Genomic DNA, 1,882 nt, shown 5'->3' on the forward strand with positions numbered 1-1,882 from the left:
ATCGAGTAGGAGGCGGATTTACATCCGCCGTCCTCTCACACCACCGTACATACGGTTCCGTATACGGCGGTTCAGGTTAAGCGGCTAAGCCGGGTTATCGTGTCCAGTATTGAGACCAGCCCGAGTCGATCCCAGAGTTTCTTCGGCAGCGCCTGATTCATATGAGGTGCTCCCGAGTTCCACCAAGGGCCTCGACCATTGAATGCTGAGTGACAAGCACGAGCTTCGTTGAGCCCTAGACGCATCAAGTTGCGTGCCCTCGTCGAGGGCTGCTTCCATTGGCGCCAGATGATACAGCGAAGTTTGTGACGCACCCAGCCGTCAAGATCCTCAAGTGGCCGCTTGCTCTGACTCAGCTTGAAGTAGCCAGCCCAGCCGCGCAGCACGGGGTTTATCCGCTCGATGACGCTCGCCATCTTGTGGCTTCGCGTTGTGCGCAGCAGGCTTCGAAGTCGGTCGCGTAAGCGATTCAGACTCATCGTTGCCACTCTTAGTCTCGGCTGTTGATGCCAGCTCATCCCGTAGCCCAAGTAATCACACATCCAAGAACCGACGACTCGGCTCTTTTCCCGATTCAGCACCAGTTTCAGTCGCTGATTCAGGAAGCCCTCGACGCCGGCCATCACTCGCTCGCCGGCACGGCGACTGCGCACATAAATGTTCGCGTCATCGGCATAACGCACGAAGCGATGGCCCCGCCGTTCCAATTCGCGGTCGAGTTCGTTGAGCAGGATGTTCGACAGCAACGGCGAGAGTGGGCCGCCTTGCGGCGTCCCTTCCTGCCGTCGGCTGACGAGTCCGCCTGACATCGTTCCCGCTTCGAGATAGCGACGGATCAGCGTAAGCACACGTTTATCTTCGATTTGACGCTCGATGTAGGCCATCAACACATCGTGGTTGACCCGATCAAAGAACTTCTCCAGATCAAGTTCCACGCACCAGCGGTGACCCGCTGCCACATGGCCGCGAGCGGTTTCGATGGCTTGGTGAGCGCTTCTGCCCGGACGAAAGCCGTAGCTGTAATCCGAGAACAGAGGGTCGAAGATCGGCGTGAGCTGTTGCAGCAACGCCTGCTGGATCAGGCGATCCACGACGCAGGGGATACCCAGCTGTCTTGTCCCGCCTTTGGGTTTCGGAATGTCAACGGCGCGTACACCTTGTGGGTGATATTCGCCGGCCAGCAATCGGTTCTTGAGGATCGGCCAATACTGTTTCACGTAGTCTGCCAATTGGTCGACCGTCATGCCATCGGCACCCGGTGCGCCCTTGTTGCTGACTACGCGTTGATACGCACGCTTGAGGTTGGCGGGTGCAAGCACCCGCTCCATCAGCGCGTCCGGCTCCGCTTTCGTCCACGTCACAGACGCCGTCGATGCTTGCGCCCTGTCAGCCGTCATCCTCGGATACCGTCCGGGACTTGGAGTAACAGTTTTCTCTTGGAGAATATTCTGCGTTTCAACATTCGATGAGACTCTGACGCCTACCGGCGACATAACCTGTTCGGCCCTTGGTGACGGGGTTAGTCGCCACTTACTACGGCTTCGGCTGACTTCTGCACGCTCATCCCGTCGCCTCTCAACGCCCGGTAGCACAATGGCAAACGTGCAGATCTCCCAGGGTAATTCGCGCGACCTTCCTGCTTATGCCTGTCGGATCTACGTCACAGCGTTCCGTGCAAGTATCGGGCTTTGAAGATGCTTGCCTTCTTACCCCGCTGCGCCGCCTCTATCCGCTTCCTGTTCGTCAGGCCAGCAGTTTGCCTCGGGCTTCCTTCAGATTCGCAGTCACCCGCGACACCCTTGCCTCTGGCTAACACTTCCCCTTGCCGGGTGTGTAGAGGACTTTCACCTCCAAGTCACCAGCGTGGCCACCACAGCCAAAC

General features: G+C 58.3%; 1 protein-coding gene. It reads right to left on the minus strand.

The window, feature by feature from the left end:
- Positions 1-71 precede the first annotated feature (71 nt).
- A complete protein-coding gene (gene ltrA, locus ACN1C3_RS33140; RefSeq protein ID WP_419119940.1) occupies positions 72-1,493 on the minus strand; it encodes a group II intron reverse transcriptase/maturase in 1,422 nt (473 codons plus the stop codon).
- Positions 1,494-1,882: the final 389 nt, after the last annotated feature.

This window comes from Pseudomonas sp. H11T01 (assembly GCF_048515765.1).
Lineage (GTDB): Bacteria > Pseudomonadota > Gammaproteobacteria > Pseudomonadales > Pseudomonadaceae > Aquipseudomonas.

Excerpts from the sequence above, each read along its gene's own strand:
- ltrA (WP_419119940.1), bottom strand. The coding sequence starts at position 1,493 with ATGTCGCCGGTAGGCGTCAGAGTCTCATCGAATGTTGAAACGCAGAAT.